This is a genomic window from Stappia sp. ABD4_338, assembly GCF_056312175.1.
Genome location: NZ_CM149982.1, coordinates 2,225,752 through 2,251,459 on the forward strand (window position 1 = coordinate 2,225,752; position 25,708 = coordinate 2,251,459).

Here is a 25,708-nt window from a genome sequence, read left to right on the forward strand (position 1 = left end):
ACGCGTGCCGGACACCGGAACGCCGGGGGCCTTACCCGCACCCGGCCGTCAGGAGCAAGGCAATGGCCGACGCCGTGACAATGAATGCCATGACCCACAATTCCGTTTCCACCGACTTCACGCGAGAAGAGCTCGAGGGTGACCGCCTGCACGAAGAGTGCGGCGTGTTCGGCATCCTGGGCCACGAGGATGCCGCCGCGATCACCGCGCTCGGCCTTCACGCGCTCCAGCATCGCGGCCAGGAAGCGGCCGGCATCGTCACCTTCGACGGCACCCAGTTCCGGTCCGAGCGTCATCTGGGCCTCGTCGGCGATCATTTCTCCGACGCCGATACGATCAACAAGCTCGAGGGGCCCTATGCGATCGGGCACGTGCGCTACTCGACGTCCGGCGAGACGATCCTGCGCAACGTCCAGCCGCTCTTCGCGGAGCTCGACGGCGGCGGCTTCTCGATCTGTCACAACGGTCATTTCACCAACGCGATGACGCTTCGCAAGAAGCTCATCAAGGACGGCGCGATCTGCCAGTCCACCTCGGACTCCGAGGTGGTGCTCCAGCTCGTCGCACGCTCGCGCAAGGAGAAGATCGTCGACCGCTTCATCGAGGCGATCACCCAGATGGAAGGCGCCTATTCGCTGGTCGCGCTGACCAGCAAGAAGCTCATCGGCGCGCGCGATCCCTTCGGCATCCGTCCGCTGGTGCTCGGCGACCTGAACGGCGCGCCGATCTTCGCCTCCGAGACCTGCGCGCTCGACATCATCGGCGCCAAGTTCATCCGCGAGGTCGAGAACGGCGAAGTCGTGGTGTGCACCCCCGGCGGCATCGAGAGCCACTTCCCCTTCGGTCGGCGCCCCGCGCGGCCCTGCATCTTCGAATACGTCTACTTCTCGCGCCCCGACTCGATCCTCGGCGGGCGCTCCGTCTACAACGTGCGCAAGGAATTCGGTCGCCAGCTCGCCCGCGAGACGCATGTCGAGGCCGATGTGGTGGTGCCCGTTCCCGATTCCGGCGTTCCGGCGGCGCTCGGCTATGCCGACCAGTCGGGCATTCCCTTCGAGCTCGGCATCATCCGCAATCACTATGTGGGCCGCACCTTCATCGAGCCGACGCAGCAGATCCGCACGCTCGGCGTCAAGCTCAAGCACTCGGCCAACCGCGCCCAGATCGAGGGCAAGCGCGTCGTCCTGATCGACGACAGCCTCGTGCGCGGCACGACCTCGGTGAAGATCGTGCAGATGATCCGCGATGCGGGCGCGCGCGAGGTTCATTTCCGCCTCGCCTCGCCTCCGATCCGGTTCTCCGACTACTACGGCATCGACACGCCGGTGCGCGAGAAGCTGCTTGCGGCCAAATACAGCCTCGAGGAGATGCGCAGCTATATCGGCGCCGACAGCCTCGCCTTCCTTTCGGTGGACGGCATCTACAAGGCCATCGGATACGAGGGACGCGACGCGGAGCAGCCGCAGTTCACCGACCATTGCTTCACCGGCGACTACCCGACGCCGCTGACGGACATGGCCGAGGATGGCGACATCCCCCGGATGCCGCGTCTCGTCGAAGTTGGATGAGGAGAGTATGAGCAAGCGTTTCGAAGGTCGTATCGCCGTCGTTACCGGCGCCTCGCGCGGCATCGGCTATTTCACCGCCCGCGCGCTCGCGGCGGAGGGCGCGCATGTGGTCGCGGTCGCGCGCACCGTCGGCGGTCTCGAGGAGCTCGACGACGAGATCCGCGCGGCTGGCGGGCAGGCGACGCTCGTGCCGGTGGACCTTACCGACTACGAGGCGATCGACCGGTTGGGCGCGGCCCTCTACGAACGCTGGAAGAAGCTCGACATCCTGATCGGCAACGCCGGCATCCTGGGCGGCCTCTCGCCGCTCGGACATGTCGACCCCAAGACCTGGGACAAGGTCATGGCGATCAATGTGACCGCCAACTGGCGCCTGATCCGCTCGCTCGATCCGCTGCTGCGCCAGTCGGACGCCGGGCGCGTGCTGTTCATGTCCTCGGGCGCGGCCCACAAGTGCAAGGCCTATTGGGGCCCCTACTCCGTCTCGAAGGCGGCGGTCGAGGCGCTGGTGCGCACCTATTCGGCGGAGACGCGGCAGACGCCCGTGACCTCGATGCTCGTGAACCCGGGACCGATGCGTACGGCCATGCGCGCGGAGGCCATGCCGGGCGAGGATCCGGAGACGCTTGCGCATCCGTCCGAGATCGCACCGTTCATGCTCGATCTGGTCTCGCCGGCCAACACCGCCAATGGTCAGCTCTTCGACTATCCCTCGAAAGAGATCCGCGACTTCGTTCAGGTCGCCTCCTGACGCATCAGCCGGGTGCGCGCGCTTTTGCGTGCCCGGCGATTCGTCCTTCCGACAGAGCTGCCACCTCCCTTTCATCGAGACCGGCACAACGACAAGCTCCGATTGAAGGCTCTTGTTCTTTAAATACGAAAGTTACGTAACGTATTATTGTGTCGCAAAATACACACCCGACAGTTTTGACGAGGCGTAACCGCCATATATGTGGCGCCTCGCCCTCCTTCCAAAATAAGCTTTGCACGTGGGGTGCGCTTGCCGTCCAGGCGTTGCGTGCGGGTGGTTTTCATTCTGAATTCAGGATATTACGCATGAATGCCTTGCGTCTTGTGGCCGGAGCGTGTCTCCCGGCCCTTCTGTTGTGTGGCCTCACGGCTCTTTCGGAGCCCGTACAGGCCTCCTCCGGCACAGGCTATTCCTCGCCAGGTTGCACCGCGGTCAACGGCGGTGTTTTCAATCTCGTTGCCACCCCCGCGCAGCAGTATCGTTCCCATGTGCAGGGCGGATTTATCCCAGGTGACCAGCTGACGTTCAACATCTCCGTCACCGACTCGGGGGCGGATCAGTGGTGGATCACCAATGAGAAGAACACGCTCCTCGCCGACACGAGCAATACCAGCGGCACGCGCGTCTACACGGTAACCGGCACGGATGACACCACGCTGACCGAGGTCGTCCGAGTGCAGTCCAATGCACCGGTGACGAGAAACATCACCGTCACCGCGAGCTGTTCGCCCGGACCGGCGCCGGCGCCGACCACCGATGACAGCGCCGCGCTGACGAACGTTCAGACGACCGGCTCGCGGATGGCGGCCAGCACCTCGGGCGCGGCGATCACCGAGGCGGCCTCCGCCGGCACGAGTGCCGCCTTCGGCGGTGCCACGCCTGTTTCCGTCGGGCCGAACGGCATCACGCTCAATTTTGCTGCGAACCCGAACCACCGCACGCGCGGCGCCTTCAAGGCGCTCGGCTTCGCGGACGATGGAACGCGGCTGCCGGAAGAACAGCAGCGCTTCAACATCTGGGCCAACATTCGCGGAAGCTGGCTGACCAACAGCATCGACGGCAGCCACGTCAACGCCACGATCGGCCTTGGCTACAAGGTCACGCCGGACCTTGTGCTGGGTGCCTTCGCCGGCGCCGAAACCTTCGATTATGACTTCGACACCATGGCCGGCAAGCTCAAGGGCACCGGCGGCACGGTGGGTGCCTATGCGGGCTGGCGAATGCTGCCGGCGCTGAGGCTCGACGGCATGGTCGGCTGGAGCGGGCTGAACTACGATGCGACCGCAGGCACCGCGACGGGCTCGTTCGACGCCTCGCGCTGGATCGTCTCGGGCGGCCTGACGGGCAATCACCAGATCGGCGATATCCTTCTCGCCCCCGCCGCCAAGCTCTATGTCCTTTGGGAAAACCAAGACGCCTACACCGACAGCCTCGGCGCGGCACACGCGAGCCTCGACTCCTATGTCGGTCGCGCCTCGCTCGGCGGACGCGTCAGCAAGGCCTTCAACGCAGGCGACGGACTGACGCTGACCCCCTATCTCGAGCTCTACGGCGACTGGCGCTTCTCCGACGACAACGCCGCCGTCGGCACGCCTGACACGGGCGCCGAGGACGGCCTGTCGGGCCGCACGGGCGCCGGTTTCTCCTTGTCGAGCTCACGCGGTCTGGCCGTCACGCTCGGTGGTGAGGTGGGCGGCCTTGGCCAGGACACGCAGATTTGGTCGGCGTCCGGCCGCCTGAGCATGCCGTTCTGAGGCATCGCACAGCTCCACGAATGGAAAAAGGGCCGGCAGCAATGCCGGCCCTTTTTCGTTGGTCCCTGCAATGAAATCCGCTGCCCGCAACACAGGGACGGCGCAATCGCGCGGCCCTACCGGCTTCGGCTTCGTTGCCTACTGGATCTTGCGCTTCTTCGCCTTGGCCGCATAGGGGTTCTCGCCCTTGCGATAGCTCAGCCTGATCGGCGTTCCCGGCATGTTGAACGCCTCGCGCAGGCCATTGACCAGATAGCGGGTGTAGCTGTCGGGCAGCGCCTCGGGACGCGAGCAGAAGGCGATGAAATGCGGCGGCCGCGCCTTGACCTGCGTGAGATAGCGCAGCTTGATCCGGCGGCCGGCAACGGCGGGGGGCGGATGATGCACCAGCACGCCGTCGAGCCACCGGTTGAGGCGAGCGGTGGACACCCGGCGGTTCCACATCTCATGAGCCTGGAAGGCCGCCTTCATGAGCTTGTCGAGACCGCGTCCGTGTAGGCCCGACATGGTGACGATCGGGACGCCGCGGATCTGGTTGAAGTAGCGCTCATTGGCATCCGCGATGGCCTGCATGGCTTCCTCGCGGTCCTCGATCAGGTCCCACTTGTTGACGGCGATCACCACGGCACGCCCCTCGCGCGCCACGAGCTCGATGATCTGCAGGTCCTGCTTCTCGAAGGAGATCGTCGCGTCCAGCGTGACGATCACCACCTCGGCGAACTTGATGGCACGCAGAGCATCGGCGACGGAAAGCTTCTCAAGCTTCTCCTGAACGCGCGCCTTGCGGCGAATGCCGGCGGTATCGAAGAGCTTGACGTGCTTGTCGTGCCACATCCAGTCGACGGAAATGCTGTCGCGTGTGATGCCGGCCTCGGGACCCGTGAGAAGGCGCTCCTCGCCAAGCATCCGGTTGATGAGGGTCGACTTGCCGGCATTCGGCCGCCCGACGATGGCCACGCGCAAGGGCCGCGCCGCCGTTCCGGCTTCCGGCCCCTTGGCTTCCTCGTCCTCGTCTTCCTCGGTCTCGACGCTGACATCGACATGGGCGAGCGCCTCCTCGCCGGCATGGGAGGCATCCTCCGCCTGCTCGACGATGGGAAGCAACGCATCGTAAAGGTCGGACAGCCCCTCACCGTGCTCGGCGGACATTGCGATGGGATCCCCGAAGCCGAGCCCGAAGGACTCGTAGAGCCCCCCCTCCCCGGCGCGCCCCTCCGCCTTGTTGGCGATGAGGATCACCGGCGTGTCGGTGCGGCGAAGGATGTTCGCGAAATGGGTGTCCGAAGGCGTCAGGCCGGCACGCGCGTCGATGACGAAAAGGACGGCATCCGCATCGCGGATGGCCTCGTCCGTCTGGGCGCGCATACGCCCCTCGAGCGAGCGGGCGTCCGCCTCCTCGAGACCGGCGGTGTCGAGAATGGTGAAGCGCAAGTCACCCAGGCGCGCGTCTCCCGCGCGCCGGTCACGGGTGACACCCGGCGTATCGTCGACAAGCGCGAGACGCTTGCCCACGAGGCGGTTGAAGAGCGTGGACTTGCCGACATTCGGCCGCCCGACGATGGCGATGGTCGCAGACACGATGTTGAACCCGAATTCACGAAAGCCCGGCAGGAATAGCGTCAACGCCCGCCATCAGCAAGAAAGACCGCATCCGGGTCCCCGTTCCGGGCCGGATGCGGTCTTGTCGATTGTCGAACGCCCCGAACGGGCGATCAGTTGAAGGCGACGACCTCGCCCTTGGCCGTGATGGTGACCATGCGCCCGCCGGCGATGATCGGTGTCACATAGATATCCTCGCCCGTCTGCGACGTGCCGAGGATCTGGCCGGAGGTCGCATCCAGCCGTGCCAGACGACCGTCGCTGGAGACCGCGACCAGAACCCCGTTCGCGAGAACCGGTCCGGCCCAGTTGATACGGCCCTTCTTGCGGTTCTCCACATTGGGCAGAACCGTGCGCCACACAGGCTCGCCCGTCTTGCGGCTGAGCGCCACCATGCGGCCATCGATGTCGATGAGGAAAACGGTGCCGCCCGAGACGATCGGCGTGTGCTGGGACCCGACGTCCTGCTCCCAGATGCGCTCGCCCGTCTTGAGACGCGAGGCGACGACGCGGCCGGAGACGCCGGAGGCGATCACGAGGTCGCCGTCGATCACCGGGCTCGCGGCAACGTCCGTCAGGCCGGCCACGGCGCTGGTACGGTAGGAGCGCGTGACGCCCTCGATCCAGCGCGGCTCGCCCTTCTTCAGGTCAAGCGCCATCACCTCGCCGGAGGTGAAGGGAACGACAACGCTGCCCGCGGCAATGGCCGGATTGGCGTAGGCAAGAAGGCCCGCGGATTCGGCGATGCCGGTGTACAGCCAGCGCTCGGTGCCGTCGCCCTGGGCAACGGCGTGAACCTCGCCCGTCTGGGTCACGGCGACGACCGTGTCACCGGCCGCGGCCGGAGCCTGGCGGGCCGGGGCGGAAATATCGACGCTCCACAGCACGGCACCGGAACCGGCATCAAGGGCGGCAAGCTGGCCGTAGCCGGTGGCGGCGAACACGCGCCCGTTGTCGAAGGCCACGCCGCCGCCGGATGCCACGTCGTTCTCGCCCTCGGGACGCAGGTTGCGGGTCCAAAGGCGGCCGCCGTTGGTCGACAGCGCCGTCACGACACCATTCTGATTGTAAACGAAGATCCGGCTTCCGTCGGTGACGGGACGCGCGGCAATGCGCACCGAGCCCGAAAACAGCCCGCCACCGCCCGCGCTCACGGACGAGCGCCAGGCGCGGCCACCGGAGATCGAAGCCGCGACGTTGCCCGGATTGTTGGCAGCGTTTCCGGCGCCCTGCGTCCAGGTCACGCCGGAGGCGGAACCGATGCTTGCCTTTCCGCCAGCGGCGGCGTTGACCGGATCCGTGTTGTCGAACAGCGCCTCGCGCTCACCCGGCAGCACCGTCTCCTTGGAGAAGGGATTGAGGTCCGACACGGTCTCGCAACCTGCCAGCGCCAGAGCACCGGCGACGACCAGAGCCGTCCTGATCGTGAAAGCACCCATTACGAATCGGCCTCTTTGTTCGGCGTTCCCTCGACCGCGTTCAGCAGCTCAACAAGCGTACCGGCCCTCGACACGATATCGCTGGCAGCACCTTCGCCCTCGATGATGCCGTTCGCCCATTCCCGGGCCTGCTCGAGGTTGCCGGATTTCCAGGCGGCGAGCGCAAGTCCCTCCTGGGCGAGGAAGCGCCAGGCATTACCCTCGTCCACCAGTTCCTTCAGGCGCTGCGTCGCCGCGTCGAAGTCCTGGGCATCAAGTGCGAGGTATCCGCCACGCAGACGCGCCACATCGCGGAAGGCACCGGGCAGCGATCCGTCGGCGGCGATCGCATCGAACGCGGCACGCGCCTCGTCCACACGCCCCGCCTCGGCCTCCAGCGACGCGGCCCGCAGGCGCGCCAGCGCGGGATAGCCGCCCGTCGCGTCGGACAGTTCCTCAAGCTTCGCGGCGGCCTCGTCATACTTGCCGTCCTCGGCAAGCTGGCTCGCGGTGACAAAGACGTCACCGGCCTGGCGCGCGGCCTGCTCCTGCCAGTAGAGCCAGCCGCGATAGGCCGCGGTGCCCACCACGACGAGCACGGCAAGGGCAATCAGGTAGATGCCGAAGCGATCCCAGAGGCGCTTGTAGCGCTCGTGCCTGATTTCCTCGTCGACCTCGCGAAAAATGTCCGACATGCGCTGAAAATTCCTGACGATGACTGTGACGGAACGGCCCCGGGCCGAAGCGGCGCCACCATATCCATTTGCCCGGGACCTGGCAAACGGCCTTTGCCCGGCCGGCACCTGTGAAAAAGGACCGTCCCGCGCCCATCTCCCAAGCTCCCCGCCTCCCTCTCGCGCCATCGTGGCGCAAGTGAGGCAGGGCGCCCGGATCGGACGGATCTACATGACCGGAACGCCGATGAGCAGCGGGTGCAGCCAGAGCACGAAGGCGACATAGATCCCAAGCCCCACGACCAGGGCGATGGCATCGGAACCGGCCGAGACCGTCGCCGCGCCCGCGCCTCCGGCCACGCCGCGTCGCTTGAGCGAAATCCGGTCGATCACGCCCCAGGCGAGAAATGTCCCGAAGAGAAGCACCGATGCGAGATCCCCGTTCGCCAGAAGATGCGCGAAAGCCCAGATCTTCACCGCCAGGATCATGGGGTGACGTGTCCGCTTGCGAATGTGCCCAGTCGGCAGATAGGCCGCGACCAGAAGAACGAAAACCGGAACCATGAGCAGAAGGGTCAGGTGACGTGTCCACACGGGCGGATACCACAAGGCCACCGGACCGGCGGCGCGTGCCATGCCGTAGCCGTAGACGATCGCGACGAAACCGATTCCGGCCAGAATGCTGAAGGCGATCCTGTACCCCGCCCCTCCGAAACGGGAGACAAGGGCCTCGCGCCGGGACGCGAGAACCGGCAGCATGTGTGCTCCGAGAAAAAGAATGAGGCCGATCAGCAGAAGTGTCATATTGCGGTAACCTCGCGCATGGCTGGGTGTCTTGGCACTGGATTGCCCGCACAGCGTGACAGGGTCAAGACTGCAGGGCGGCGTATCGGCACCGCGACACGATGGCTCAGGCAGGGGCTCAGGCAGGCAAAGCTTCCGTCGCGCCCGAAAGGCCATCACCAGAAATCACCCCAAAGCTTGCCAGAAACCGCCGCATATGGGGTGGATTGTTAAGGCAAAGCAGTCTTATTTAACGTCAGAATCTCGCTTCGGGAGCGGCAGAGCCATGTCCAATCTTGAGCGGCGCGCAAGTCCGCGCCACCGCACGCTGAAAAGCGGAAAGATCGTGCTCGACAACAATATCAGTGTCTACGACTGCCGCATCCGCAATCTTTCCGAGCAAGGCGCGCTGCTCAAGCTGCCCAGCACAGTCGGCGTGCCGGACACTTTCCTGCTGCAGATCGTCAACGAGGATATTTCGATGAAGGCGCATGTTCGCTGGCGTACCGCCACCGAGCTTGGCGTCCAGTTCGACGAGCCTCTCGACATCCTCCACGGCTGACAAGCGTTCGCTATCGCCGTGCCCGAACGCATGCCCAATTCACGTCCCGAGCCCGTTTCCGCGTGTCGGTCGCACATTGAGGGCGCACTCGCCCTCAGCCGGGAAGCCGGCTGGCCGCACACGCGCGACGACTGGTCGTTCTTTCTCGCCCTGTCCCGGGGCCTGGCCATGCTCGATGGTGACGAGGTGGTGGCGACCACTCTTGTCACGCCCTTTGGCCCGGTGGCGGCCGTGAACATGGTGCTCGTCGCACGTGCCCGGCGTGGCAGGGGATTCGGCCGGCACATCCTCGAAAAGGCGATGACGCTCGCGGCCCCCGACGAATGGAGGCTCGTCGCGACGCCCGAGGGCGCTCCCCTATATGAAAAACTCGGTTTTCGCGACGCGGGGCGAATTGTCCAGCATCAGGGCATCGTGCGTCCGCCGGCAACGCCGCGCCGGGACGGGAAGCCAGATGACGCCCGTCCGGTTGCCGCCGGGCTCGCCGACCTTGAAGACTTCGCCGCCGCCGACCGCATGGCACGCTCGCACGACCGCAAGGACCTTCTCGCTGCGTGTCTTCGCCAGGGCCGCGCGCTGAAGCTTGTCAGGGGCAGTGCCCTTTCGGGGTTCGTCATCACTCGCCCGTTTGGTCTTGGCGAGGTTGCGGGACCGCTCGTCGCGCGCGACCTTGCAAGCGCCCGTAGCCTGCTGGCCGTTGTTCTGGACACGTCCGCGGGTCGGTTCCTTCGCGTTGACACGGATGCCGGATCAGGGCTCGGCGACATGCTTGAAGAGCATGGCCTCAATCCGGTCGGCGGAGGAACGCGAATGGTCCTGAGCCGGCGCCCGCTTGTCACGAGCCGGGACTTCTCGACCTTTGCGCTTGCCGCCCAGGCATTCGGATAAGATGCAAGGCTTGGCGGGACGTCTTCGCGATTGGCACCATAGCATTTGACAAGCGCGCTTCGATGGACGGAACTGTCGGCCACCTCTTACACTGACCCGAGCGGGTCAGTCGCTTCTCCAGTCCGGGTGACCCGCATGACGGTTGAAAGCGCGCGACAGCAGCGCCGCTTGCTTTTTCTCCTGACCTCTATCCTGGCGGTCAACCAGCTCGACCGTCATATCGTCAACATCTGCCTGGCTGCGATCGGCGCCGAGTTTTCCCTCTCGGATACCGAACTGGGTCTGCTCGCCGGCCCCGCCTTCATGGTCGCCTATGTGATTTTCGGATTTCCGATCGCGCGTCTTGCCGTGAGCTTCGACCGCCGCAACATCATCGGCGTCTCGATGATCGCATGGAGCACGCTCACGCTGATGATCGGCATGGCACAGAGCTTCGCCCAGCTCGTGTTGCTGCGAATCGGCGTGGGCATCGGCGAGTCCGGCGCCGTGGCCACCTCCCACGCGATGATTTCCGACCTCTATCCGCCGGAACGGCGCGCCAGCGCCATCTCGACCTTCATGACCGGCGCCAACATCGGCCTTCTGCTCGCGTTCGTGCTTGGCGGTCTCATCACCCAGACGCTTGGCTGGCGCTACGCCTTCGTCTTCGCCGGGCTGCCCGGCCTGGTGCTCGCCGCAATCCTGCTGACCACGACGAAGGATCCGGAACGCCGGAGCCTTCCCGGAGAGAGCGACGACAGGCGTGCCCTGATCCGGCGCACGCTGGCGCGCATCGCGCTCGACCCCGGCTTGCGGAACCTCACGCTCGCCATAGGCGTCAACGGCATCGTGACCTTTGCGATGCTGACCTGGACCGCGACGTTCCTCATCCGCGAGCACGGGGCCACGCCACTTGCGGCCGGTGTCATCCTGGCGTTCGTCGCGGGGGTCGTCGGGGGGCTCGGCACGTTCTTTTCCGGGCGCCTGGCCGATTACCTCGCCCGACGCGACCCGCGCCACCGCATGACGCTGCTGGTGGTCGCGACCTTCGCGGCGAAACCCTTCGCCATCGCCTTTCTGCTGACCGACTGGCTTCCGCTGGGCGTTCTGGCCCTTTCGATCTCGGTGCTTTTCTCCAGCGCCTACTGGGGGCCGACGCTTGCGCATCTGCACGGCGGTGTCGACGCGGTGATGCGGCCCATGGCCACGACCATGGTGCTGTTCTGCTACAATGTCCTGGGTATCGCCGTCGGGCCTGTCATCGTCGGGGCTATCAGCGACCTCGCCGGGGGCACGCAAACCGGTGCGGGCCTTCGGTACGGGCTCGTCACGGTGCAGATCGCCGGTCTTCTCAGCGCCTGGTTCTACTGGAACGTCCGCCGCAGCATGGCCGCTCCTACAGAATGAGCCTGCGGTCGATCCCCTCGCGAATTTCCTGGAAGGCATCCTCGATACCGGCACGCAGCCACACGTGGCTCGGGTCCGCGGACAGGCTGTTCTTCCAGGTCATGTAGTACGCCTGGGCGCTCGGCATGTCGAAAGGCAGGCGGTACAGGTCGATCGGATAGATGCGGGCGATCTCGACCGCGAACTCGATCGGCATCAGCCCGATCAGGTCCGTGGTTGCGATGATGTGCGGAAACGACCAGAACTTCGTCACCGCATAGGCGATATGACGCTTGATCTGATGCCGGCGGATCACCTCGTCGACAAGAAGATTGGCGCGCATTTCCGGTGAAACCGCGACATGCCCCGCGCGCTCGTAGTCCTCGAGCGTCAGCCTTCCCTGAATTTCCGGGTGCCCCTTGCGCACCGCGACAACGGTTTGCGGGACGCCAAGGGCCTGACAGGCGGCATCGGAGGTATCGGCGAGATACGGGCCGATCACGATGTCGAGGGAGCCATCGTTGAGCCGCTGGGCCGGGGTGCGCTTGTCATAGATCGGCAGCGCCTCGATGGTAACCGTGCGGTTGTGCTGGAGCTTGCGCACCAGTGCCGGCATCACCACCGGTTCCAGCATGTCGGCAAGCGCGATACGGAAATGACGGGTGTCCGTGTCCTGGTCGAAGCTGCGGCTGTCGGCGATACCATCGTTGATGAGCGCCATCGCCTTGCGTACCGGCTCGATGAGCTGCACGGACTTGGGCGTCGGCTGGACGCCCCTGCCGGCACGCACGAAAAGCGGATCTCCCAGGGACTCTCGCAGACGCGCAAGCGAATTGGAAATTGTCGGCTGGCTGACGCCGAGCGTGCGGGCCGCCGAGGAGATATTGCCTGCGGAATAGATGGCCTCGAAAACCACGAGAAGGTTCAGATCGAGATTGCGGACATTGTTCGGCACTCTGGGCGACCCCGATCGAACGATTTTCCAAAGCCGGACCGGTCCGATCCCGGTCACTCGGCAACATGCGTCCGGCCGGGCGCGTCTCGCCTCCCGGCAACATCTGCATCTGATCCCGGACACTGGAAAGCCACGGCCTGACTGGCCGGGAATCGGAGAGGTCATCAACCGGACTGATCCGCTTACGGTGCCGGATTATGACCAAAGCGGCAAGATGAAACGCCTGGCCGCTTCCCGAACGCTTAGCCAAACTCTGCCCCGCAGGATGCGGCCGGAGCGCAAAATCCGTCAGGCGGGGCGCAAAACAGCTCCGCTCTCTTTGCGCACTCACGGCTTGCGATATATGGATCCAGTCGGCAATCATCATACAAACACCACGTCGTGTGCGGGCCTGCCCATGCAGGCCGGATCCGGCGAGAGGGAGGAGAAGCATGAGTGAATTTCGCGTCGCCCTAGTCGGACTGGGTTCGATGGGACTTGGCATGGCCCGGTCGCTGGTGCGGGCGGGGATAACGACCCACGGCTTCGACGTGACCGCGGAGCGTGTCGCGCAGTTCCAGGCGGAAGGTGGCGCGACCGGGACACTTGAGGACGTGGCGGGACGTGCCGACGCGCTTGTGGTCGTGGTTTTGAACGCGGCCCAATGCGAGGACGTGCTCTTCGGCGCGGCCGGAGTCGTGCCGGCCATGAAGCCTGGAAGCGTCGTCATCGCCTGCCCCACGGTCGCGCCGGAGTTCGCGCGCGCCATGGCTGACCGCTGTGCCGGTCACGGCGTGCTCTATCTCGACGCACCGATCTCGGGCGGCGCAGCGCGCGCGGATGCCGGAACGCTCTCCATCATGGCGGCGGGAACGCCGGACGCCTTCGCGGCGGCGCGCCCCGTGCTGGACGCAACCGCCGAAACAGTCTTCGAACTCGGCCGCGAGGCCGGAGCCGGGTCCGCCATGAAGGCGGTCAACCAGCTTCTCGCGGGCGTGCATATCGCCACGATGGCGGAAGCCATGGCCTTCGGCATCACCCAGGGAATCGAGCCTTCCGCGTTTCTGGAGGTGATTCCGAAATGCGCCGGCACGAGCTGGATGCTGGAGAACCGTGCACCGCATGTCGTGGATGCGGACTACACGCCGAAAAGCTCGGTCAACATCTGGCCCAAGGATCTCGGCATCGTTCTGGACATCGCGCGCTCGGCAGGCTTCGAGGCTCCTGTGACGTCGGCGGCACTCGAGCGTTTCAAGGCCGCCGCGGAGATGGGCCTGGGTGGCGAGGACGACGCCGCCGTGATCAAGGTCTATGCCCGCGCCGCCGGTCTCACCCTTCCCGGAGATGCATGAGGCCCGCGCCTTGCTCCCCCGTACGGACGCGTGCCACGCTCGCGCGGCCGCCTGCCGACAACGACATGAACTGAGGACTTCGACCGCATGACGACGGTTCTTGGCTGTATAGCCGACGATTTCACCGGCGCGACCGATCTTGCCGGACTTCTGGCACGAAGCGGCATGAAGGTGAGCCTGCGCATGGGCGTCCCCGAGGAAGCCCCTTCCGACACGGCCGCCTTCGAGGTGATCGCCCTCAAATGCCGGACCTCCCCCGTCGCCGAGGCGGTCGCGGAGTGCCGGGCAGCCCTCGACTGGCTGCAAAGGGCCGGAGCCCAACGCTTTTTCTGGAAGTACTGCTCGACCTTCGATTCCACGGCGGAAGGCAACATCGGCCCGGTTGCGGAGGCGCTGATGGCGGATCTCGGCGCGGCGCAGACCATCTACTGCCCTGCCTTCCCGGAGAACGGCCGCTCGATCTACATGGGCAACCTCTTCGTCGGGCGCCAGCTTCTCGCCGAGAGCCCGATGAAGGACCATCCGCTGACGCCGATGCGCGACAGCAATCTGGTGAGGCTCATCGAGCCGCAGGTGACGCGCCCTGCCGGCCTCGTCGACCGGCTGACAGTGGCGCGCGGGTCGCAGGCGGTGCGCGAAGCCCTCGATGCGTTGCGGGCCGATGGCGTTGCCCACGTGGTGGTGGATGCGATTGCCGACGAGGACCTGGGCGTCATCGCCAAGGCTTGCCGCAATGACCTGCTCATGACCGGCGGCAGCGCGCTGGCCATGCCTCTGCCCCACCTCTACGCCGAGGACGGCCTCATGGCCGCCGACACCGGGGGGGCGACAAAACCGGACCTCGCCCGCGACGCAATCGTGCTTTCGGGAAGCTGCTCGGCCATGACGCGGGCACAGGTCGCGGCCTATTCCGCGACCGGCGCGCCGACGTTTCGCCTCGATCCGCTTACGCTCGCCAGTGAAGGGCCGGCGGAGGCCCTGGACTGGATCTCCAGGCAATCGCTCGACGCCGCGCCCCTCGTCTATGCGACGGCGGAGCCGGACCAGGTGCGCGCCGCCCAGGCGGAGCTTGGTGTCTCCCACGCCGGTGAAGTCGTCGAGGCGGCCCTTGCCGGGATCGCAATCGCCGCGAGGGAAAAAGGCGCCAGGCGTTTCGTCGTCGCCGGGGGCGAGACCTCCGGAGCGGTCACGAAGGCACTCGGGATCGACCGGCTTGTGATCGGCGCGGAAGTCGCCCCCGGCGTGCCCTGGTGTTTTGCAAGGAGCGGCGGCGCGGATGTGGCGATCACGCTGAAGTCCGGCAACTTCGGCAAGGAGAGCTTCTTCGCCGATGCCCTCTCCCGCCTGGAGGAAACGTCATGAGCGAGGAAGCCCGGCTTCGCGAGGAAATCTGCCTGCTCGCCAAATCGATGTTCGACCGGGGGCTGACCGGCGGGTCCACGGGCAACATCTCCGCCCGGACACCGGACGGTGGTCTGCTGGTCTCGCCGACGGGAACGTCCTTCGGTCGCCTCGATCCCTCGCGCCTCAGCCGCTTCGACGCGGACGGCCGGCAGATCGGCGGCGACAAGCCGACAAAGGAAATGCCGCTTCACACGGCCTTCTACGACACACGCTCGACCGCCGGTGCGGTGGTGCATCTGCACTCCTGTCATTCGGTGGCATGGTCGCTTATGCCGGAGGTGGACGAGGACAACTTCCTGCCACCGCTCACGCCCTACGCCATCATGAAGCTCGGCAAGGTGAAGCTCCTGCCCTTCTTCATGCCCGGAGACCCGGCCATGGGCGATGCCGTGCGCGGCCTTGCGGGAAAACGCAGTGCCGTGATGCTGGCCAATCACGGCCCGGTCGTCGCCGGCAAGGATGTCGAGGCCGCCTGCAACGCCATCGAGGAACTGGAAGACACCGCAAGGCTCGCGATCCTCATGCGTGGCCATCAGGCACGCCGGCTCAGCGATGAGCAGGTGCGCGCGCTTGTAACGAAATTCGACGTGGAGTGGGATACGTGACGACATTTTCCGCCAATCTCGGCTTCCTCTGGAACGACCGGCCGCTTCCGGACGCGATCCGCGCCGCGAGAGCAGCCGGCTTCGATGCGGTCGAATGCCACTGGCCATACGAGTTCCCGGCCGGGGAGGTCGCGGCCGCGCTGTCCGAAACAGGGCTGTCGATGCTGGGGCTCAACACGCAGCGCGGCGATGTCGCCGGCGGCGAGAACGGGCTTTCCGCCCTTCCCGGTCGCGAAGCCGAGGCGCGCGCAGCGATCGACGAGGCCATCGCCTATGCCCGTGCGACGGGGACCGGCGCGATCCATGTGATGGCTGGCTTCGCGGAAGGAGACGACGCACGCGCCACCTTCTGCGCGAACCTTGCCTATGCCTGCGAGCAGTCGGCTCCACACGGCATCACCATCCTGATCGAACCCCTCAACCGCTATGATGCCCCGGGCTATTTCCTGTCGACCACGGACCAGGCCGTGGCGATCATCGAGAGCGTGGGAGCGGCCAACCTGAAGCTGATGTTCGACTGCTACCACGTGCAGCTCATGGAGGGCGACATCACCAACCGGCTGACGCGCCTGCTGCCCGGCATCGGTCACATCCAGTTCGCGTCGGTGCCGGACCGCGCGGCGCCGGACCATGGAGAGCTGAACTACGCCCATGTCTTCGCGACCATCGACGGGCTCGGCTGGGACCGGCCTCTCGGGGCCGAATACAAGCCTGGCGGAGATACGGACGCGACGCTCGACTGGCTGCGGAAAGCGCGCTGACGCGCGCCTTCCCTCATCGCCCGCGTGAAAGCCGGTTGAACGCCAGCCGCATCTGCTTTTCCGCCTCCACGATGAGGAAGAATGCCATGCCGATGGCGACGACCAGCACGCCATCGGCAAGCGGAACGCTCGCCGTTCCGAAAACGCCCTGCATCGCCGGGATATAGGTGATGGCAAACTGCGCCAGCGTGACCGTGACAATGCAGCCCCAGACGACGGGGGTGCCGCGCGCCGCCTCGAACGTGAGCGAGGCACTGCGGGCATTGCGAATGTAGAACAGGTGGAAGATCTCCAGGACCACGAGCATGTTCATGGCGAGCGTGCGTGCGAGCTCGGGCGGATAGCCCCGGTCGACGGCATAGGTGTAGACGCCGTAGACGGCCGCGAGAAACAGGCCTGAAACCAGAGCGATGTTCCAGACGATCGCGCCTGTCAGGAGCCCTTCGCTGCGCGACCGTGGTGGGCGGGACATGGTGCCCGGCTCACTGGGCTCGAAGGCAAGTGCGAGCCCGAGCGTGACCGCGGTCACCAGATTGACCCAGAGGATCTGCACCGGAGAGATGGGCAGCGCCGCCCCCGCCAGCAGGGCGACGATCACCGTCAGGGCTTCACCGGCGTTGGTGGGCAGGGTCCAGTTGATGACCTTGCGGATGTTGTCATAGACCGTACGTCCTTCGCGTACCGCCGCGACGATCGAGGCGAAATTGTCGTCGGCCAGCACGAACTCCGCCGCCTCCTTGGCCGCTTCACTGCCCTTCAGTCCCATGGCTATGCCCGCATCGGCGCGCTTCAGCGCCGGAGCATCGTTCACGCCGTCGCCCGTCATGGCGACCGTCAGCCCTTGCGCCTGGAGAGCGCTGACGAGCCGAAGCTTGTGCGCCGGGGAGGTGCGGGCGAAAATGTCGGTGGCGACGGCGCTCACGGCCAGTTCGGCATCATCCATCGTATCGATGTCCGCGCCGGTCAGAACCCCTTCGCAATTGGTCAGGCCGATCATCGAGCCGATGGCGCGGGCGGTGGCGGCATGGTCCCCGGTGATCATCTTCACGCCGATGCCGGCCGCGTGACACTCGGCGACCGCCGCAATCGCCTCGGGGCGCGGCGGATCGATCAGCCCGACCAGTCCGACCAGCGTGAGGCGACCGGACAAGGCATCGTGAACGAGTGCCTCCCCGGCATCCGGAGCCGGAGCGACGGCAAGGGCCAGAACCCGCTGTCCCCTCGCGGCTAGACGCTCCACCTGCTCGTGCCAGAAATCGGCGGCGAGCGGTTTCACGCCGCCATCCGCCGTGCGTTCATCGCCGCACAGTGCGATCACGGCCTCCGGCGCGCCCTTTACGTCGACGCGCGCCGTCCCGTCGGCCTGGCGATGATGAACGGCCATGTAGCGATGCGCGGCATCGAAGGGGATGGCATCCACACGCTCCCAGCCGGATACATCCGCCTGTATCTTCCCGGCGAAGGCGAGCAGCGCGCCCTCCATCGGGTCACCCTCGACCCGCCAGTCTTCGCCCTCGTTCTGAAGCTCCGCGTCGTTGCAGAGGGCCGCCGCGCGGGCGCATTCAACGAGCACTGAATGCTCGCACGGATCAGCTTCCGCGTCCTGCCAGAGGACCGCTCCCTTCGGCGCATAGCCCTCTCCCTCGATGACATAGTCATGCCCGCAGGCGGCAAGGGCCGCGACCGTCATTTCGTTGCGGGTCAGCGTGCCGGTCTTGTCGGAACAGATGACGGAGACGGCACCAAGCGTCTCGATGGCCGGAAGTCGTCGCACGATGGCATTGCGCCTTGCCATGGCGCGCACGCCGACCGACAGCGTGATGGTGAGAACGGCGGGAAGCCCCTCCGGAATCGCGGCGACCGAAAGCCCGACCACGGACATGAAGAGCTCGCCGAAATCCGCATGGTCCAGGAAATAGCCCCAGACGAGCAGGCTTGCCGCGATCAGCAGGATGAACACCGTCAGCCAGCGCGCGAAAAGATCCATCTGGCGCAGCAGCGGCGTGGTCAGGGTCTCGACAGAGGCGAGAAGCCCGGAGATATGGCCAACCTCCGTATCGGCGCCGGTGGCAACGACAAGCCCGCGCCCCGCGCCGGCGGCCACCAGGGTGCCGCTGAACAGCATGGAAGACCGGTCGCCGAGCGGCGCATCCGGGGAAACCGGAGCGACCGCCTTGTCCACCGGCACGGACTCGCCCGTCAGGACGGCTTCCTCCGCCTTCAGACCGTGGGCGGTGAGAATCCGCAGGTCCGCGGAAACACGGTCACCCGCCTCGACAAGCACGATGTCACCCGGAACAAGGTCCGCCGCATCGATGCTTCGCCGCTCCCCGTCGCGCATGACCGTCGCATGAGGCGCGAGCATGTTCCGGATCGCCGCCATGGCCTCTTCAGCACGGCCTTCCTGGATGAAACCGATCACGGCATTGACGATGACCACCGCGACGATCACGGCCGTGTCGACCCAATGGTCGAGCAGCGCCGTCACGCAGGCCGACGCGATCAGCGCATAGATGAGGACATTGTTGAACTGGGTGCCGATGCGGGCCAGCAGGCTGCGGCCGGCGGGTGCGGGCAGACGGTTGGCACCGTGAGCGGCAAGGCGCCGGCCCGCCTCCGCGTCATCCAGACCGTGCGCGGATGATCCAAGATCCTCTAGGCACGCTCCGGCGGAACGTGCATGAAAGAGCCCTCGATCCGGTTGAGCGGTCATGGCGGTCACCTTCCTTGTGCAGCGCAATATGCGCTGACCAGATGAAGGCATGATGGCGCCTCATTGCAACCACGCAGGATTGCGGATGCCGCAAGGCAAGCAGGGGATGCAAAGCGGAACGGGGCCACGCCCCATCCCGCTTCGCATGTTTCGGAAAAGGCTTCAGGCCCCGGCGCCGAGGTCCTTCGCCACCGCATCGAGAGCACCGGCGAAGACGTCGAACATCTCGTCGATCTGCGGTTCGGTGATCACGAGCGGCGGGCAGAACGCAAGCGCGTCGCCCATGTTGCGCGAGATGAGGCCGCGCTCCTGAAGTTCGCGGTTGAGCCTGCCGCCAAGCGCGCCCGGTGCATCGGCGTGCTTCTCGTGCGCCACCTCGATGGCGCCGATCAGGCCGAGACCGCGCGTTTCCACCACCAGGGGGTGATCGGCGAACGCATTGAGGCGCTCGAGGAATCGGGGGCTTACATCCTTGACGTGCCCGACGAGATCACGCTCCTCGATGATGCTGAGGTTCTCCAGGGCCACGGCGGCGGCAACCGGATGGCCGCTCGCCGTGTATCCATGGCCCCAGGTGCCGATCTTGTGGCTCTCGTCGGCGACGGGCCCGTAGACCTTCTCGTTCACCAGCAGCGCGGAGATCGGAAGGTAGGAAGAGGAAAGCTGCTTCGACAGCGTCATGATGTCCGGCTGCAGGCCGAAGGTCTGGGTGCCGAACATGTTGCCCGTACGCCCGAAACCGCAGATCACCTCGTCGGCCACGAAGAGGATGTCGTATTTCTTCAGAACCGGCTGGATCGCCGCCCAGTACCCTTCCGGCGGAACGATGACGCCGCCGGCGCCCATCACCGGCTCGGCGAAGAAGGCGGCAACCGTCTCCGGTCCCTCCGCCAGGATCAGTTCCTCAAGATCCGAGGCGCAGCGTTTCGCGAAGTCAGCCTCGCTCTCGCCCGGCTTCGCCACCGTGCGGTAATGCGGACAGGTGGTGTGGCGCACCTGCTCGATGGGAAGGTCGAAGGAGCGGTGATTGTTGGGAAGACCCGTGAGGCTCGCCGCCGCGATGGTCACGCCATGATAGCCCTTCACGCGGGAGATGATCTTCTTGCGCTCCGGCTTGCCCATGGCATTGGAGCGGTACCAGATCAGCTTGATCGCGGTGTCGTTGGCTTCCGATCCGGAGTTGGTGAAATACGCCTTCGACATGGGAACCGGCGCCATGCCGACAAGCTTCTCGGCCAGTTCCACCGACGGTCCGTGCGACTTGTGGGTGAACGTGTGGTAGTAGGGCAGCTTCTCCATCTGCCGCACGGCCGCGTCGATCAGGCGCTTTTCGCCGAAGCCCACCGCAACGCTCCACAGACCCGCCATGGCCTCGATGTAGCGCTTGCCGTTGTTGTCTTGCACATAGATGCCCTCGCCGCTGTCGATGACGAGCGGGCCGGCCTCCTCGTGCTTGCGGGCATCGGTATAGGAGTGAAGCTGAAAGGCCACGTCACGGGCTTCGATGGAATTCGGAAGTTGGGTCATGTCACACCTTGCGCGTGGTTGTGGCGGCCAGTTCGTCGCGGCTGGCCGTCAGGTAGATTTCCGCGTTGTCCGAAAGCGACGGCCCGAGATAGCCGCCCTCCTGGATCAGGGCCGTGGGAAGGTTCATGCGCACGATCTCGCGCGCCATCGTATCAAACCCCTTGCCCGTCATCTTCACGACCGAGAGCGGGTCGTCCATCGCCATGTCGAAGCCGAGCGACACGACGAGTGCCTCCGCCCCGAACGCACGGATCGCGGCCAGCCCCTCCCGGAACCGCCCGAGAATGACGTCCTCCCCGGCACCCGGATCGAGAATGAGGTTCAGCGTCGCGCCCTCGCCCTCGCCTTCTCCTGTTTCGTCCGGATAGCCCAGATAGTAGGTCGGATAGACGTCCGGATCGACATGAAGCGAGCAGACGAACACGTCCGCGCGCTCGTAGAAGATGTCCAGCGTACCGTTGCCCGTATGCGTGTCGATGTCCAGAACCGCGACCCTGGAATACTTGCGACGAAGCGCCTCGGCGGCGATGGCTGCGTTGTTGAAGAAACAGAAGCCGTTCGCGGCCTCGCGCATGGCGTGATGCCCCGGCGGGCGCGACAGGCCGTAGACCATCCTCTCCCCGCCGCAGACGCGCTCCGCAGCCTCGATGGCCGTCTGGGCAGACCAGTAAACCGCCTCCCAGGTGCCGGCGGTCAGCGGCGTAGACGTGTCGGTCGTGTACCAGCCGAGCTGACCGTAGATCGACGAAGACCGGCGGCCGGGACGATGGCCCGGGTGATAGGTCGGGATGGCCTCCGCATCCCCCGCCTCGGCGCGGAACCGCTCGTGGGCATCCTTCCAGAAGTCGACATAGTCGGGATCATGCACCCGCTTGACCACATCGAGGCCGAAATCGCGCGGCTGCTCGATCGGAAAACCGTTCCTCGCCAGCATGTCGCGGATGAGGATCGCGCGCTGGGGCTGCTCGGGATGCGGAATATAGGCGCCCCGACGGAAGTAGCGTTCGGGATCGTGCAGGAGCTGTCGCTCGTCGAAGATCGCTTTCATGTCCAGGGTCTCTCCCTCAATATCCGTCCTCGCGGCAGACGGCCGTTTCCGGCATTCGTCCCGCCAGGACGTCCTTGACCGCAGCCGCGACCTGTTCGGCCACCAGACGCGGGGAACTGTCGCTCGCCTTGTGCGGCGTGATCAGGATGCGCTGATCCCGCCACCAGTGGTGCTCCGGCGGCAGGGGCTCCCGGCGAAAGACATCGAGCGATGCCGCCGAAAGCCGCCCGCTGTCGAGCGCCGCATCGAGATCCGCATCCACGAGATGATCGCCACGCCCGAGCTGGATCAGGACAGATCCCTCCGGCATGATCGAAAAGAGTTTCCCGTCGAGCACGTCGCGGGTTTCCTCCGTCAGCGGCAGGACGTTGATCAGGATCCGGCTTTCAGCGGCGGTGTCGCGGATGGCGTTCGCTCCCACCTCGAAGCGGACTCCCGGCGGCGGCGCTTCATCGCGCGGCTTGCGCAGGGCGGCGACGACGGGAAAGCCCAGTGCCGCCACACCCCGCGCCACGGCCTTGCCCATCAACCCGTAGCCGAGCACACCGACTGTGCATGTCCTTGGAGCGGAGAACCCGGCGTAACGCCCGATGCCAAGCCATTCGCTTGCGGCCTGGGCCTCGAGAAAGGCTCCCATGTTGCGATGGTGCCAGATCACGTGCCAGGCGGCGAAGCCCGCCATCAGCGCGCCCTGGTCCGGGTCCCGCAATCGTGTGACCGCGACATCCGGCGGCAGGCTCGGGCAGGCGAGAAGACTGTCGACGCCGGCCGCGATCGACGAGACGAGAGCGAGATTGCCGTAGGGCGTGAAAGCGTCATCCTCCGGCTTCCACGCAAGCGCGAAGCGGATCCGGGAGGGATCCTCGACCTCCTCCGGCGACAGCAGACGCACGCCCGGAGCGAAGCGCTCGAACACATCACCGAAAAGCGCCTTCAGATCGAGGTTCTCCGACAGGCAAACACCTTCCACCGGTCCGGAGTCAGCCCGCATCGCGCGCGCCCTCCCCGCCGTCATCGATCTTCTCGAGCCCGCACCACTGCGCGATGAAGAGCGCGATAGTGCCCGTGACCCGCCTGATGGACTCAAGGCTGACGCGCTCATCGAAGCCGTGAACGCTCTCCGACCTGGGGCCGTAGACGAGACATGGCATTCCCGCATAGATGACGAAGACACGGGCATCGAGATAGGCCGGCGTCACGAAACTGGTGAGATCCCTCTCGCTTGCGACCCGATGAGACCTGGCAAGCACCTCTTCCGCATCGCTTCCTTCCTCGAGCACGTAGCCGCGTGCGAAGAAGCCGTTCCAGGTCACCTTGGGCAGGCGGTTGCCAAGGAACGGGTCGTCGGCAACACGCGCGGCCAGATGTTCCTCAATCTGGCGGGCACGTGCGGCCGGATCGTCGCCCGGATAGATGGCGATGCGGCACGAGAGCCGGCACCAGGCCGGCACGGAGGACGCCCAGTCACCTCCCTCGATCTTGCCGACGTTGAAGTTGATCGGGTGGTCCAGCTCGGCGAAATGCGGATAGTTCGCCTTCTCCGCATTCCAGTTCTCGCAAAGATCCTTCAGCGCCTCGATGACCCGATATCCGGCCTCGATGGCATTGAACCCGGTTCCGGCGGTGCGCACGTGCACCGGATGTCCCGCGACCTCGACCTCGAACCAGAGCACGCCGACATTGGCACGCACCAGCTGCTCCTCGACCGGCTCGGGAATGATCGCCGCATCCGCGGTGTAGCCCTCCACCAGACAGGCGAGAGCACCGTTTCCGGTACATTCCTCTTCCACCACGCTTTGAAAGTGCACGCGGGCGGCCGGCTGATAGCCGAGCCGGCGCAACGCATCGAGTGCGTAGAGATTGGCGGCGATGCCCGCCTTCATGTCGCCGGCGCCGCGTCCGTAGAGCCAGTCCCCCTCCCGCTTCGGCTCATACGGGGGCGAGACCTCCCACATGTCATGCGGGCCTTCGGGCACCACGTCCATGTGGCCGTTGAGGATGAGCGATCTTCCTTTCTCCTCACGCGGACGGTGCGTGGCGACCACATTGACGGCGTCGGAATAATCGACCGCCACCGGCGAAAAGCCCGGATGGTCGTGGATCTTGTCGATGTCGATGGCGAAGGTCGACACGTCATAGCCGCGTTCCGCCAGAACGCCGGCGATGAAATCCTGCGCCGGCTTCTCCGCCCCGCGCAGCGAAGGATAGCGGACAAGCGCCTCGGTGAAGGCGATCTGGTCCTCGAAGCCGTCATCGACCGCCCGCAGAATGTCGCGAGCCAGGGAAGCGTCCAGCATTTTGTCCTCGTGTTCCTGGAGAACCGCCGCCGGGACCGGCGCCGGCAGATCAGACAGCGGCGGCGAGTTCCTTCTCGCGGCCCGGGATCGCCTCGATGAGGCTTTTGGTATAGGCGCTCTGCGGCGCGTTGAAGATACGGTGTGCGGGCCCGATCTCCACGATCTCGCCACGCTGCATGACCGCGATGCGATCACAGATCTGGGCGGCCACGCGCAGATCATGGGTGATGAAGACCAGAGACAGGTCAAGCCGCTCCTTGAGGTCGGCGAGAAGATCAAGCACCTGGGCCTGGATCGACACGTCGAGAGCGGACACCGCCTCATCCGCCACGATCACCTTGGGTTCGAGCGCAAGCGCCCGGGCGATGCCGATCCGCTGGCGCTGGCCTCCGGAAAACTCGTGCGGAAAGCGATCGATCGCCGCCGCCCCCAGGCCGACAAGTTCCAGCAGTTCCGCCGCCCGCTCGTAGGCCCGCCCGCGCGGCTCGCCGTGGGCGATCGGCCCTTCCGCGATGATGCGCCCGACACGCGCACGCGGATTGAGCGAGGCATAGGGGTCCTGAAAGATCATCTGGATCGACTTGCGCGCCTTGCGTAGCCGCTCTCCCGAGAGCAGCGCCATGTCCTCGCCATCCATCAGGACCGCGCCGGTGTCGGTTTCCTGCAGACGCACGAGGCAGCGCCCGACACTCGACTTGCCGGACCCGCTCTCTCCGACGACCCCCAGCGTCTCCCCCTGATAAAGGCGGAAGCTCACGTCCTTCACCGCGTGCACCACCCGCGCCTCGCCCCCGAAGAGGCCGCCGCCGGAGCGGTAGGTCTTGGACATGCCCGTGACTTCCAGAAGCGGCGTGCCCTTGCGCTGGTTTTCCTCCGCATCCGTGGCAAGACGCGGGATCGCGGCAATGAGTTCACGCGTGTAGGGATGGCGCGGATTGTCCAGAACCTCCCCGGCCGTTCCCTGTTCCACGATGCGTCCGAGCTGCATGACCGCGACCCGGTCGGCGATTTCCGCCACCACGCCGAAATCGTGGGTGATGAACATCACCGCCATGCCATGGCTCTTCTGCAGCGTGCGGATCAGGTCGAGGATCTGGGCCTGGGTGGTCACGTCGAGTGCGGTCGTCGGCTCGTCCGCGATGAGGATCGACGGTTCGAGCGCAAGCGCCATCGCGATCATCACCCGCTGGCGCTGACCACCGGAAAGTTGGAACGGATAGGCCTTCGCGGCTTTCGCCGGCTCGGGAATTCCGACCTCGTCAAGGAGTTCAACCGCCCGCGTCCGGCGTTCGCGCGGCGTCAGCAGGCCATGCGCCTCGAACACCTCGGCGATCTGGTCCTCCACATGCATCAGCGGGTTCAGTGCCGACATGGGTTCCTGGAAGATCATTGCCATCTTGCGCCCGCGCAGGTCCAGACGCTCAGCTTCCGACAGGGTGAGAAGGTCACGCTCCTCGAAGAGGATCCGCCCCCCGACCGGGCGCACCAGATCCGGCAGAAGACCCATCATGGCGTTGGCGGACATGGACTTGCCCGACCCGGATTCACCCACGATGCAAAGGATTTCGCCTGCCTTGAGATCGAGACTGACATCCTCGACCGCGTACTGCCTGTCGGCACCCGCGGGCAGTACTATGCGCAGATCCTCGATCGAGAGCACCGTCTCGCCGCCGGTCGGCTGGTTTGTCTCGCTCATGATCGCCTC

21 protein-coding genes are annotated in these 25,708 nt (G+C 65.8%); 10 read left to right on the forward strand and 11 right to left on the reverse strand.

The features are described from left to right. Nucleotides 1-89 precede the first annotated feature (89 nt). The 3 genes from purF (at nt 90) to ACYX4S_RS10170 (ending at nt 4,073) form a co-directional block, all read left to right on the forward strand. Complete coding sequence (gene purF, locus ACYX4S_RS10160) at nt 90-1,568, forward strand: amidophosphoribosyltransferase (RefSeq protein WP_476362851.1); 1,479 nt, start codon at nt 90-92, stop codon at nt 1,566-1,568. Between the two features lie 7 nt (nt 1,569-1,575). Continuing rightward, entirely contained in the window at nt 1,576-2,319 is a 744-nt protein-coding gene (locus ACYX4S_RS10165) for an SDR family NAD(P)-dependent oxidoreductase (protein WP_422068558.1), read from the forward strand. Nucleotides 2,320-2,624: 305 nt separating this feature from the next. Then, complete coding sequence (locus tag ACYX4S_RS10170; RefSeq protein ID WP_476360066.1) at nt 2,625-4,073, forward strand: autotransporter domain-containing protein; 1,449 nt, start codon at nt 2,625-2,627, stop codon at nt 4,071-4,073. Between the two features lie 138 nt (nt 4,074-4,211). On the opposite strand, the gene der is transcribed toward ACYX4S_RS10170, so the two are convergent. The 4 genes from der to ACYX4S_RS10190 all read right to left on the reverse strand — a co-directional run bounded on the left by der (nt 4,212) and on the right by ACYX4S_RS10190 (nt 8,568). Then, nucleotides 4,212-5,651 carry a ribosome biogenesis GTPase Der gene (der, locus tag ACYX4S_RS10175; RefSeq protein WP_422070319.1) on the reverse strand — a complete coding sequence of 480 codons (1,440 nt, stop codon included), beginning with the start codon at nt 5,649-5,651 and terminating at the stop codon, nt 4,212-4,214. A gap of 134 nt (nt 5,652-5,785) precedes the next feature. Next, nucleotides 5,786-7,111, reverse strand: coding sequence for an outer membrane protein assembly factor BamB family protein (locus ACYX4S_RS10180; protein WP_422068556.1), 1,326 nt, complete (start codon nt 7,109-7,111; stop codon nt 5,786-5,788). Beyond that, nucleotides 7,111-7,785 (reverse strand): tetratricopeptide repeat protein, encoded by a 675-nt coding sequence (locus tag ACYX4S_RS10185; protein WP_422068555.1) that lies wholly within the window; start codon nt 7,783-7,785, stop codon nt 7,111-7,113. Before ACYX4S_RS10185 ends, ACYX4S_RS10180 begins: the two co-directional genes overlap by 1 nt. A gap of 207 nt (nt 7,786-7,992) precedes the next feature. Beyond that, nucleotides 7,993-8,568: an NnrU family protein gene (locus ACYX4S_RS10190; protein WP_293720453.1), complete on the reverse strand. Its 576-nt coding sequence runs from the start codon at nt 8,566-8,568 to the stop codon at nt 7,993-7,995. A gap of 265 nt (nt 8,569-8,833) precedes the next feature. Between ACYX4S_RS10190 and ACYX4S_RS10195 the strand changes: the two genes are divergently transcribed. From ACYX4S_RS10195 to ACYX4S_RS10205, 3 genes are all read left to right on the forward strand, one after another. Next, entirely contained in the window at nt 8,834-9,109 is a 276-nt protein-coding gene (locus ACYX4S_RS10195; protein ID WP_293720451.1) for a PilZ domain-containing protein, read from the forward strand. A 30-nt stretch (nt 9,110-9,139) separates the two neighbouring features. Continuing rightward, nucleotides 9,140-9,997 (forward strand): GNAT family N-acetyltransferase, encoded by an 858-nt coding sequence (locus ACYX4S_RS10200; protein WP_476360067.1) that lies wholly within the window; start codon nt 9,140-9,142, stop codon nt 9,995-9,997. A 135-nt stretch (nt 9,998-10,132) separates the two neighbouring features. Next, a complete protein-coding gene (locus ACYX4S_RS10205; RefSeq protein WP_476360068.1) occupies nt 10,133-11,383 on the forward strand; it encodes a spinster family MFS transporter in 1,251 nt (416 codons plus the stop codon). Here the strand turns inward: ACYX4S_RS10205 and ACYX4S_RS10210 are convergent. Then, a complete protein-coding gene (locus ACYX4S_RS10210; protein ID WP_476360069.1) occupies nt 11,373-12,317 on the reverse strand; it encodes a LysR family transcriptional regulator in 945 nt (314 codons plus the stop codon). The genes ACYX4S_RS10205 and ACYX4S_RS10210 overlap by 11 nt on opposite strands. A 383-nt stretch (nt 12,318-12,700) precedes the next feature. On the opposite strand from ACYX4S_RS10210, the gene ltnD reads away from it, so the two are divergent. The 4 genes from ltnD (at nt 12,701) to ACYX4S_RS10230 (ending at nt 16,418) form a co-directional block, all read left to right on the forward strand. After that, nucleotides 12,701-13,648 (forward strand): L-threonate dehydrogenase, encoded by a 948-nt coding sequence (ltnD, locus tag ACYX4S_RS10215; protein ID WP_476360070.1) that lies wholly within the window; start codon nt 12,701-12,703, stop codon nt 13,646-13,648. Between the two features lie 87 nt (nt 13,649-13,735). Beyond that, nucleotides 13,736-15,010, forward strand: a complete 1,275-nt coding sequence (gene otnK, locus ACYX4S_RS10220; RefSeq protein ID WP_476360071.1) for a 3-oxo-tetronate kinase — start codon at nt 13,736-13,738, stop codon at nt 15,008-15,010. Further along, entirely contained in the window at nt 15,007-15,657 is a 651-nt protein-coding gene (otnC, locus tag ACYX4S_RS10225; RefSeq protein WP_422068550.1) for a 3-oxo-tetronate 4-phosphate decarboxylase, read from the forward strand. Before otnK ends, otnC begins: the two co-directional genes overlap by 4 nt. Further along, nucleotides 15,654-16,418: a hydroxypyruvate isomerase family protein gene (locus ACYX4S_RS10230; protein ID WP_476360072.1), complete on the forward strand. Its 765-nt coding sequence runs from the start codon at nt 15,654-15,656 to the stop codon at nt 16,416-16,418. The genes otnC and ACYX4S_RS10230 overlap by 4 nt, the downstream gene beginning before the upstream one ends. A gap of 13 nt (nt 16,419-16,431) precedes the next feature. On the opposite strand, the gene ACYX4S_RS10235 is transcribed toward ACYX4S_RS10230, so the two are convergent. The 6 genes from ACYX4S_RS10235 to ACYX4S_RS10260 all read right to left on the reverse strand — a co-directional run bounded on the left by ACYX4S_RS10235 (nt 16,432) and on the right by ACYX4S_RS10260 (nt 25,699). Next, nucleotides 16,432-19,131 carry an HAD-IC family P-type ATPase gene (locus tag ACYX4S_RS10235; RefSeq protein WP_476360073.1) on the reverse strand — a complete coding sequence of 900 codons (2,700 nt, stop codon included), beginning with the start codon at nt 19,129-19,131 and terminating at the stop codon, nt 16,432-16,434. A gap of 162 nt (nt 19,132-19,293) precedes the next feature. After that, entirely contained in the window at nt 19,294-20,658 is a 1,365-nt protein-coding gene (locus ACYX4S_RS10240) for an aspartate aminotransferase family protein (protein WP_476360074.1), read from the reverse strand. A 1-nt stretch (nt 20,659) separates the two neighbouring features. Further along, entirely contained in the window at nt 20,660-21,706 is a 1,047-nt protein-coding gene (locus tag ACYX4S_RS10245) for a histone deacetylase family protein (protein ID WP_476360075.1), read from the reverse strand. 16 nt (nt 21,707-21,722) lie between these two features. Continuing rightward, nucleotides 21,723-22,697, reverse strand: coding sequence for an NAD(P)-dependent oxidoreductase (locus ACYX4S_RS10250; protein WP_476360076.1), 975 nt, complete (start codon nt 22,695-22,697; stop codon nt 21,723-21,725). Continuing rightward, nucleotides 22,687-24,003, reverse strand: coding sequence for an ArgE/DapE family deacylase (locus ACYX4S_RS10255; RefSeq protein ID WP_476360077.1), 1,317 nt, complete (start codon nt 24,001-24,003; stop codon nt 22,687-22,689). Before ACYX4S_RS10255 ends, ACYX4S_RS10250 begins: the two co-directional genes overlap by 11 nt. A 49-nt stretch (nt 24,004-24,052) precedes the next feature. Then, nucleotides 24,053-25,699 (reverse strand): ABC transporter ATP-binding protein, encoded by a 1,647-nt coding sequence (locus ACYX4S_RS10260; protein WP_476360078.1) that lies wholly within the window; start codon nt 25,697-25,699, stop codon nt 24,053-24,055. Nucleotides 25,700-25,708: the final 9 nt, after the last annotated feature.

Coding starts and splice junctions, on each gene's coding strand:
- ACYX4S_RS10240 (WP_476360074.1), bottom strand. CDS start 20,658: ATGACCCAACTTCCGAATTCCATCGAAGCCCGTGACGTGGCCTTTCAG.
- ACYX4S_RS10165 (WP_422068558.1), top strand. CDS start 1,576: ATGAGCAAGCGTTTCGAAGGTCGTATCGCCGTCGTTACCGGCGCCTCG.
- ACYX4S_RS10250 (WP_476360076.1), bottom strand. CDS start 22,697: ATGCGGGCTGACTCCGGACCGGTGGAAGGTGTTTGCCTGTCGGAGAAC.
- ACYX4S_RS10185 (WP_422068555.1), bottom strand. CDS start 7,785: ATGTCGGACATTTTTCGCGAGGTCGACGAGGAAATCAGGCACGAGCGC.
- ACYX4S_RS10170 (WP_476360066.1), top strand. CDS start 2,625: ATGAATGCCTTGCGTCTTGTGGCCGGAGCGTGTCTCCCGGCCCTTCTG.
- otnC (WP_422068550.1), top strand. CDS start 15,007: ATGAGCGAGGAAGCCCGGCTTCGCGAGGAAATCTGCCTGCTCGCCAAA.
- purF (WP_476362851.1), top strand. CDS start 90: ATGACCCACAATTCCGTTTCCACCGACTTCACGCGAGAAGAGCTCGAG.
- ACYX4S_RS10205 (WP_476360068.1), top strand. CDS start 10,133: ATGACGGTTGAAAGCGCGCGACAGCAGCGCCGCTTGCTTTTTCTCCTG.
- ACYX4S_RS10235 (WP_476360073.1), bottom strand. CDS start 19,131: ATGACCGCTCAACCGGATCGAGGGCTCTTTCATGCACGTTCCGCCGGA.
- otnK (WP_476360071.1), top strand. CDS start 13,736: ATGACGACGGTTCTTGGCTGTATAGCCGACGATTTCACCGGCGCGACC.
- ACYX4S_RS10180 (WP_422068556.1), bottom strand. CDS start 7,111: ATGGGTGCTTTCACGATCAGGACGGCTCTGGTCGTCGCCGGTGCTCTG.
- ACYX4S_RS10245 (WP_476360075.1), bottom strand. CDS start 21,706: ATGAAAGCGATCTTCGACGAGCGACAGCTCCTGCACGATCCCGAACGC.
- ACYX4S_RS10200 (WP_476360067.1), top strand. CDS start 9,140: ATGCCCAATTCACGTCCCGAGCCCGTTTCCGCGTGTCGGTCGCACATT.
- ACYX4S_RS10190 (WP_293720453.1), bottom strand. CDS start 8,568: ATGACACTTCTGCTGATCGGCCTCATTCTTTTTCTCGGAGCACACATG.
- ACYX4S_RS10195 (WP_293720451.1), top strand. CDS start 8,834: ATGTCCAATCTTGAGCGGCGCGCAAGTCCGCGCCACCGCACGCTGAAA.
- ACYX4S_RS10255 (WP_476360077.1), bottom strand. CDS start 24,003: ATGCTGGACGCTTCCCTGGCTCGCGACATTCTGCGGGCGGTCGATGAC.
- ACYX4S_RS10260 (WP_476360078.1), bottom strand. CDS start 25,699: ATGAGCGAGACAAACCAGCCGACCGGCGGCGAGACGGTGCTCTCGATC.